Annotated in this window: 4 protein-coding genes; 2 read left to right on the top strand and 2 right to left on the bottom strand. The window is 56.8% G+C overall.

The window, feature by feature from the left end:
* Window positions 1-56: 56 nt before the first annotated feature.
* Window positions 57-2582, bottom strand: a complete 2526-nt coding sequence (locus tag OC610_RS17010) for a sulfite reductase flavoprotein subunit alpha (RefSeq protein ID WP_264429243.1) — start codon at window positions 2580-2582, stop codon at window positions 57-59.
* A gap of 627 nt (window positions 2583-3209) precedes the next feature.
* Here OC610_RS17010 and OC610_RS17005 point away from each other — a divergent pair.
* Together OC610_RS17005 and OC610_RS17000 are read left to right on the top strand one after the other, a co-directional pair.
* Window positions 3210-5438 (top strand): alpha-xenorhabdolysin family binary toxin subunit A, encoded by a 2229-nt coding sequence (locus OC610_RS17005; protein WP_264429240.1) that lies wholly within the window; start codon window positions 3210-3212, stop codon window positions 5436-5438.
* Between the two features lie 89 nt (window positions 5439-5527).
* Window positions 5528-6406, top strand: a complete 879-nt coding sequence (locus OC610_RS17000) for a hypothetical protein (RefSeq protein WP_264429238.1) — start codon at window positions 5528-5530, stop codon at window positions 6404-6406.
* 39 nt (window positions 6407-6445) lie between these two features.
* Here the strand turns inward: OC610_RS17000 and OC610_RS16995 are convergent, their stop codons facing one another.
* The gene (locus OC610_RS16995) at window positions 6446-7609 is read right to left on the bottom strand and encodes a type III PLP-dependent enzyme (protein ID WP_030139810.1); all 1164 of its coding nucleotides are present in this window, start codon (window positions 7607-7609) and stop codon (window positions 6446-6448) included.
* Between the last annotated feature and the right edge of the window lie 8 nt (window positions 7610-7617).

Raw genomic sequence — 7617 nt, 5'->3', positions numbered from 1 at the left:
TCGCGAGCAAGCTCGCTCCCACAGGGGATTTCGTTGAATTCTGGATAAGCGTTACGTCAGTACACATCCCGCCGATATCGCCCTTGCTCGACCAGCTTTTCCACTTCCTCGCGGCCCAGCACCAGATTGAGCACATGATCCACCCCTGACGCCATCCCTTGCAGGCTGCCGCAGACATAGATCACCGCGCCATCGGCCAGCCACTGCTTGAGCAGCGCCGCGGATTCCAGCAGGCGATCCTGGACGTAGATTTTCGCTTCCTGATCCCGTGAAAAGGCCAGGTCCAGGCGCTCCAGGTCGCCGGAGGTCACCCATTCCTGCAATTCATCGCGACAGTGGAAGTCGTGCTCGCGGTTGCGCTCGCCAAACAGCAGCCAGTTGCGCTGCATGCCCTCGGCGATGCGGGCCTTGAGCAAGCTGCGCAGGCCGGCCAGGCCGGTGCCGTTGCCCAGCAGGATCATCGGCACGCCCTGCGGTGGCAAATGGAAGCTGCTGTTGCGCCGTACTCGCAGGCTGATAGGGCTGCCCAGCGGTGCATGCTCGGTGAGCCAGCCGGAGCCGACGCCCAGGCTGCCGTCGGCATGACGTTCCTGACGCACGATCAACTCCAGAACGCCGTCGGCGGGAATCGATGCGATGGAGTATTCGCGCATGCCCAGCGGCGCCAGTGCTTCCACCAGTGCCTGGGCGTGCAGGCCTACCAGGTGGGCGCGGTTTTCCGGCAACTGGCGCGTCGCCAAGGCCTGTTCAAGTGTCTGTTGCAAGCCATCGACGTGCACCCGGGCAACCCCGGGGATGCTCAGTCCATCGAGGAAATGTTCAATCGCCCACCGGTCATTGCGCGGCAGGATTTCCACCAGGTCGCCGGCCAGCCAACTGCTCGGGCCGGGGGCGGTGAGGCCCAGGCGGTAGACGCCGGACCCACTGCTGTCGGGGTTGAGCAGGGTACGTTGGCTTAATGTCCAGTTCTGGAAGCTTGGAGGCTGCCAGGCGTTCGCCGGAGCCTGGCCGGTCAGTTCGGCCAGTTGTTGCTGCCAGTGCCGCAAGGCATAGGGGTCGCCGCTGTCCACTTCCACCGGCGCAAACAGCGTCTTGCCGCCGTGCTCCGCTAGCCAGGCATGAAGGCGACGGGCGAAGCCGCAGAAGTTTTCGTATTGGCGGTCGCCCAGGCCCAGCACCGAATATTGCAGGCGCTCAAGGCTCAAGGCCTGGCCTAGCACCTTGCGCTCGAAACCACGGACGCTGTCCGGGCCTTCACCGTCGCCAAACGTACTGACCACGAACAGGGCGCGGGTGGCGCTGTTCAGATCCTGCCCGCTGACGCCCGCCAGTGGCTGGACGTTCACCGGCAGCCCGGCGGCCTGGAGTTGTCCGGCGGTCTGCCAGGCCAATTGCTCGGCAAACCCACTTTGGCTGGCGAAGCCGATCAACCATGCCGGGGCATCACCCGGGCTTTCAGCCAACGCTTGGCGAGCCTGGCGGACCTGGCGCTTCTTGCGTCGACGGTCCAGGTACAGCAACCAGCCGGTGATGAAAAACAGCGGCATGGCGAGCGCGGCAACCGTCATCAGGATCCGGCCGACCAGCCCGAAGTAACTGCCGACATGCAGCGCGTAGATGCTCGTCAGCAATTGCGCCTTGAGACTTTTGTCGCCGTAGCGGCTGTGACGGCTGATTGCGCCGGTGGCCGGGTCGAGGATGAGTTGGTTCAGTGCGCGGTCATGGGGCGAGTTTTTCAACAGATAGAAGACGGTCGCCGGTTGCCCGGCTACCGGCGGCATGCGCACGTTATAGGCCGACAGGTCGGGGCCGGCGGCGCTGTAGATGCTGCTCCACATCGCCCGATAATCGGCAATCGGCGCCGGGCCGTTTGGCACGGGGTCGCGGTTGCGCACGCGCTCATCCTTGGGCGAATCGGAGAGCAGGCGGGTCACGCCCTTGTTGTACCAGTCGTAGGACCAGGTCAGCCCGGTCAGGGCGGCCAGCAGATAGAACACCAGGCACCAGGTGCCCGCGACCGAGTGCAAGTCCCAATTGAAGCTGCGACCTTTCTTAGCCCAATCGAGGGTCAGCCAGGCGCGCCAGTTTTTCCATTGCCGCGGCCAACGCAGGTACATCCCGGACAGGCAGAAAAACACCAGGATCAGCGTGCACGCACCGGTGATCTGCCGGCCTACGTCATCCAAGGTCAGGACGCGGTGCAGCCTGAGCACCAGGCCGAAGAAGTCCTGGCCCACCACATCGCCCATGAACTGCGCGTTGTAGGGATTGAAGTACTGCATCGGCCCGCGTTTCTCCCCGGGCGGGGCCGTGAAGATCACTCGCGCGGCATTGCCGCTGTCGGTCTCGACCCAGAGCATGTTGACGGTCTTGCCGGACGCGGCTTCGACCTGTTCCACCAGTTCTGCGGGCGGCAGGACGCCCGCCGGTTGTTTTTCAACCGTCAGCACCTGCGGATTCAACGCTCGCAGGATCTCGTCCTGGAACGATACCGTCGCACCGGTAATGCCCATCAATGCCAGGACCAGCCCGGCGCTGATGCCGAAAAGCCAGTGCAACTGGAACAGGGTTTTCTTCAACACGTCGCTCGCCTTGTTCATTCAATTGGATCTTCACGGCGTGCATTATGCCGTGTGTTATCGAGAAGCATTCATAAACACACCTGAAAATCCCGATCATTTGTATGAACGGGTTTTTTTGGCCTACAGCTATCCTCTGCGAGGGAGCTTGCTCCCGCCCGGCTGCGCAGCATTGGTCATCCAGGCAGGGGCCGCTTCGCGGCCCAGCGGGAGCAAGCTCCCTCGCCGCGGGTCAGCTAACTTCTTCAGAAATGGAAGTTGGTACTCAACAGCACCGTCCGTCCGGCAGCCTTGTGGGCGAAATGGATCGAGGATGCCTGGTCATTGTGTGGGCCATTCCTATCGGCGCCGCCTCTTTCAATAGGACAGGCTCTGGCATTACCGCAAGTTTTCTTTCGATAAGTTTCGTCAGTACGTGAAAGGTCAGGTGATCTCAGTTGGCTTTATCGTGTGTCAGTCCTATCAGGCTGTTGTTCGATGTGCTCGGATGTTTTATTTTTTAATATTTGAGCTGTTGTGAGTCATTGTAAAACTGCCCTAGAGTCTTTTGGCGTGATCAACTAACAGCTGGAAAGATTTCATGAATGATCGACGTATTAATTTTGTGGCTCTTAAGACAGGAAGTCTACGATGGAAGTCAAGTTGAAGGATGAGGTGGTCAGGGCGGCCGTAGAAGCGCCCAAGGTTTTTGTTGAAGCGTCTCTGGGAGATGATGGGCAGTACAGCAGGGAACCGGGAATACAATTAACGAAGGAGCAGATCATCAGCCTGAGGAGGTACGAAGTGCTGGGTTTGTCGCTGCCGACTCGGATAAATGATGTGGTTGCCTATTTGAATTACGGCGCTGGTGATATGGGAAGCCCTGGGCTGACGGCCTTGGATTTTGTGAAGACGTTCAGTACTACATATGATCACGCCCGACGTTGGTCGCCGCTGCGTGAAAAAATTCAGTTGACGGGGACTGACCTGCAAGGTTTTGCTAACACGATTATCGATTATGGTGACGGGATCATTGAGGTTTATAAGGATCTTAAAGCTTCCAGATACTTGGAAGAACACAACATCGATTCGGTTGAAGCTTTTCTACAGCTCAAGGCCAGACTGCCTGAACTCCCTGATCCGGCAGTAGCGCCTGCAGATATTCAAGAGATAAAAGAGTATCTTGATGTCATATTGACCGGGATAAAGTTCCGACATGCGAAAGCAGAGGAGGTACGGCTGGAGCTGGATAATTTTGGTACCGACCTGCGTGAAAAAGTTCTGCCGGAAGTAAAGTTGCGGTTGAAGGCTGTGAGTGAGAATACCTATGCGGGGGATATCCAGATCCTTCAGGAAGAAATTGACCAGCGTGCCGCAGAGATTGATGAGTTAAACAAGCAATACGGCCAAATGGTTAAAGAGGCGATTGTCGCTGCAGCCACTTTGAATGTTGCAGGGTTGATTCTAGGTATATACCAAGGCGTACAGGCAGAGGCGTTGCGCAAGAAGCGTAATGAACTGAAACTGCTGCAGGATAGCGCCATTCAAAAGTTGGGTAGTAAAAATCAAACACTTGGTTCTTTGAATCGCGTGCGAGGCGACCTTCAGAATCTGACCAGTGTCACGATTGAAGCTGAAGTGGCGACGCAGAACCTGATGTTGGTCTGGAATGCACTCAGCCAATTCATAGGTGACTCTCTGGCTTCGGTTAACAGGGTCCAGGATGCTGTGGCGCTGAGGTCGTTTATCAGGCATCTCACAGCGGTGGTTACGCCTTGGAGGCAGGACATAGGCCGCAGTTCCAAGGCTCTCGTCGCGATTTTCGAACAAGCCCAGCGAGAAATTGACGCTGGTAATTTTATCAGAGTAAGGATGGCATCTATGTCTCTACTGCCTAGCGGTTCGGACTACCCACATTTCAACGTTACGGCGTTGCGTGGTTATAACTCAGACATTCAAGTTCACAACACGCAGGTACAGCTGCTTGCTCAACGGCATGATTATATGCCGCACGTGGTGGGTAGGATGACGGGTTTGGCCAGCATTGCCAATCGTCAAACCTTCGGCGTGCGCAACAGTGCACAAACGACGATCAATAACCTCAATCGAATAATGACGGTTCTCAACGGTTATCAGGAGGAATGGGAGGAAATTACCGATGAGGTTGAAAAGAGCGAGTTGCGCCTGGATATGCAAGTTGAGCTTCGCAACGCATTCCGTGCGATAAGCCAGCAGGCCGGCGATCTGGAACAGATCAAAACCAACCTCAGCGCCCACTACGACAGGGACATGTCGAAACAATGGATGCTTGCATTGGAGCAGGACCGGACGTTTGCGCAGGCGCAAGAAAATAGAGCCAAAGCCAAGCGTGTCGAGTTACTCGCTCAGATGGAATCAGTGTCCGATGCGATCCAGTTGATCGGTAAAAGTGGTGTCGAGAAAATTGGCCAAGAGGCGCAGCTAACGGTGGACAGCCTTATGTCCATGGGTATGGCACCTCCTCAGGTGCAAGTTGCATTGTTGGCCCTGGACACCTTGAAAAAAGTTATCGCGGGCATTGGCGAAACGTTTTCCTATCTCAATATGGTTGCGGGGTACGAAAGGCTTAGCGAGAGGGCTAACCAACTGAGGGCGGAAGCAATGAGCTGGTCTGGGGAGGTACCAGTCATTCAAGGAAAAATGAACCTGATTGAAAGCCTCGATAACGTAGACAGTTTCCGCTGGGATTACGTTAAGGCACTGACCCCGGTGGTTGACGCCTATGGGATGTTCTCGCGCGCGTTTGAGCCAGACACATCGCTGCCCATCGAAGTACAGGCCAGCAATGTGATTGCTGTTATTCCAGCTATTACTCAATACCTGCGCCCACTTCGCGATTGATCAAGCGCCTCAAGCCGGAATCAGCGTGAGTCGGACAAAATTCATATGAACGGTGGCGGTCCGAGAGACCGTCATCGTGAGGGCATATCGTGAATGAGTTTGGCTATGCTTTTACCAAGGAGCAACGCAGGGCATTGGATCGTTATATCTATTTTCTGTGCACCTTGCGCTCGGTGTTTGAAAAAATACCGGTTGTTTTCGAGCGACGGCGCGCAGCTGGACATCAAGTCACTGCACTCGCGGCAGATTCAAGATTGAACTACGCTTACTTCAATGGGGTGTCTCTCCTGGCGCTGGATAGCAACGTCAATGAGATCAAGGCGCTCAGCAGCGCCCATGGCAAAGAGCTGAACTTGCTCAGGCAAGAGGCGCAGGAGATTACGGCGCGGACCTCCCGACGCGAGCCCCTGGTTGAGGTGGACTTCAATCTCTTCAGTTTTTCCCGTGCCGAACGCTGGATCCTGTCGCCACCAAAGCATACGGAGGATCTCATTCACGAGCTTTACCTTCGTTTCATTCGGGTCAGGAGCGCAATTCGGCAACTGGTGTTCAAGTTCGCCGAGATCAACCAAGAGTCGTTCGGCGTGAACGCGGTATTCAGGAAGGCCATGGATCACCGGTCCTGTCATTGTCATGCTCAACCGACGGTGGCGCAGGTACTGTTCCAGGAGGCCAGCACCACACCGCCATGGGATTTGGCGTTTACCAGCGAGGATGCCTCGGGCAGGGCTGCGGAATACGAGGCGGATATCGCGTCCTTGTTCAATACTTTCAGCAACCTGAATTCGCACATGGGGCTGCTTGCCCAAGCGTTATATCAGGGCGTAGACAGTATGGTGCTGGAGCTCCAGCGAGCGAGCTATGCCCAGAGCCTGGGAGAGCTGAACTTGAGATTGAACACAGCCAGCAGGACATTCGACGAATGCATGACGCTGCTGGATGAGTTTGAGAGGTGGTTGCGCACATAAAAAAAGGTCCATGTTCATGGACCTTTTCGACAGCCAGCGTTAAACGTAATACGACTTCAACGGCGGGAACCCATTGAACTCCACCGCGCTATAGCTGGTGGTGTACGCACCGGTCGACAGCCAGTACAGGCGATCGCCAATGGCCAGGTTCAGCGGCAAGCCGTACTTGTAGTTCTCGTACATGATGTCGGCGCTGTCGCAGGTCGGGCCGGCGATGACCACTTCTTCCATCTCGCCTTTCTTCTCGGTCCAGATCGGGAACTTGATAGCCTCGTCCATGGTTTCGATCAAGCCGGAGAACTTGCCCACGTCCGTGTACACCCAACGCTCGACGGCGGTACGGGACTTGCGCGCCACCAGCACCACTTCGCTGACCAGGATACCGGCGTTGGCGATCAACGAACGACCTGGCTCCAGGATGATTTCCGGCAGGTCGTCGCCGAAGTCTTCCTTCAGGAAACGGATGATTTCCTCGGCATAGGTTTCCAGGCTGTTGGTGCGGGTGATGTAGTTGGCAGGAAAGCCGCCGCCCATGTTGATCAGCTTCAAGACGATGCCGTCTTCTTCTTTCAAACGCTCGAAGATCACCTTGACCTTGGCGATGGCCGCGTCCCAGACGCTGATGTCGCGCTGTTGCGAGCCGACGTGGAACGAGATGCCGTACGGCACCAGGCCCAGGTCACGGGCCAGGATCAGCAGGTCCATGGCCATGTCGGTCTGGCAGCCGAACTTGCGCGACAACGGCCAGTCAGCGGTGGTCGAGCCCTCAGTGAGGATCCGCACATAGACCTTCGAGCCCGGCGCGGCCTTGGCGATGTTGCGCAGGTCGGCTTCGGAGTCGGTGGCGTACAGGCGCACGCCCTTCTCGTAGAAGTAGCGGATGTCCTTGGATTTCTTGATGGTGTTGCCGTAGCTGATCTGCTCCGGGCCGACGCCACGGCTCATGACTTTGTCCAGCTCGTAGATCGAGGCGATGTCGAAGTTCGAGCCTTTTTCCTTGAGCAGGTCGATGATTTCCACCGCCGGGTTGGCCTTGACGGCGTAGTAGACCTTGGCGAATTCGAAACCGGCGCGCAGGTCGTCGTAGGCCTGGGCAATCATCGCGGTGTCGATCACCACGAACGGGGTTTCCTGCTTGTCGGCGAACGCTTTCATTTTCTGGAAAGTTTCGCGCGCGAAATAATCTTCGACCTGGATCGACATACTTGGGA

The sequence above is a fragment of the Pseudomonas agronomica genome, assembly GCF_025917275.1.
Taxonomy (GTDB): domain Bacteria; phylum Pseudomonadota; class Gammaproteobacteria; order Pseudomonadales; family Pseudomonadaceae; genus Aquipseudomonas; species Aquipseudomonas agronomica.
Note: the sequence above shows the minus strand (reverse complement) of the source record. Positions and strands in the feature narration are given on the sequence as shown.

Excerpts from the sequence above, each read along its gene's own strand:
- OC610_RS17005 (WP_264429240.1), top strand. The coding sequence starts at position 3,210 with ATGGAAGTCAAGTTGAAGGATGAGGTGGTCAGGGCGGCCGTAGAAGCG.
- OC610_RS16995 (WP_030139810.1), bottom strand. The coding sequence starts at position 7,609 with ATGTCGATCCAGGTCGAAGATTATTTCGCGCGCGAAACTTTCCAGAAA.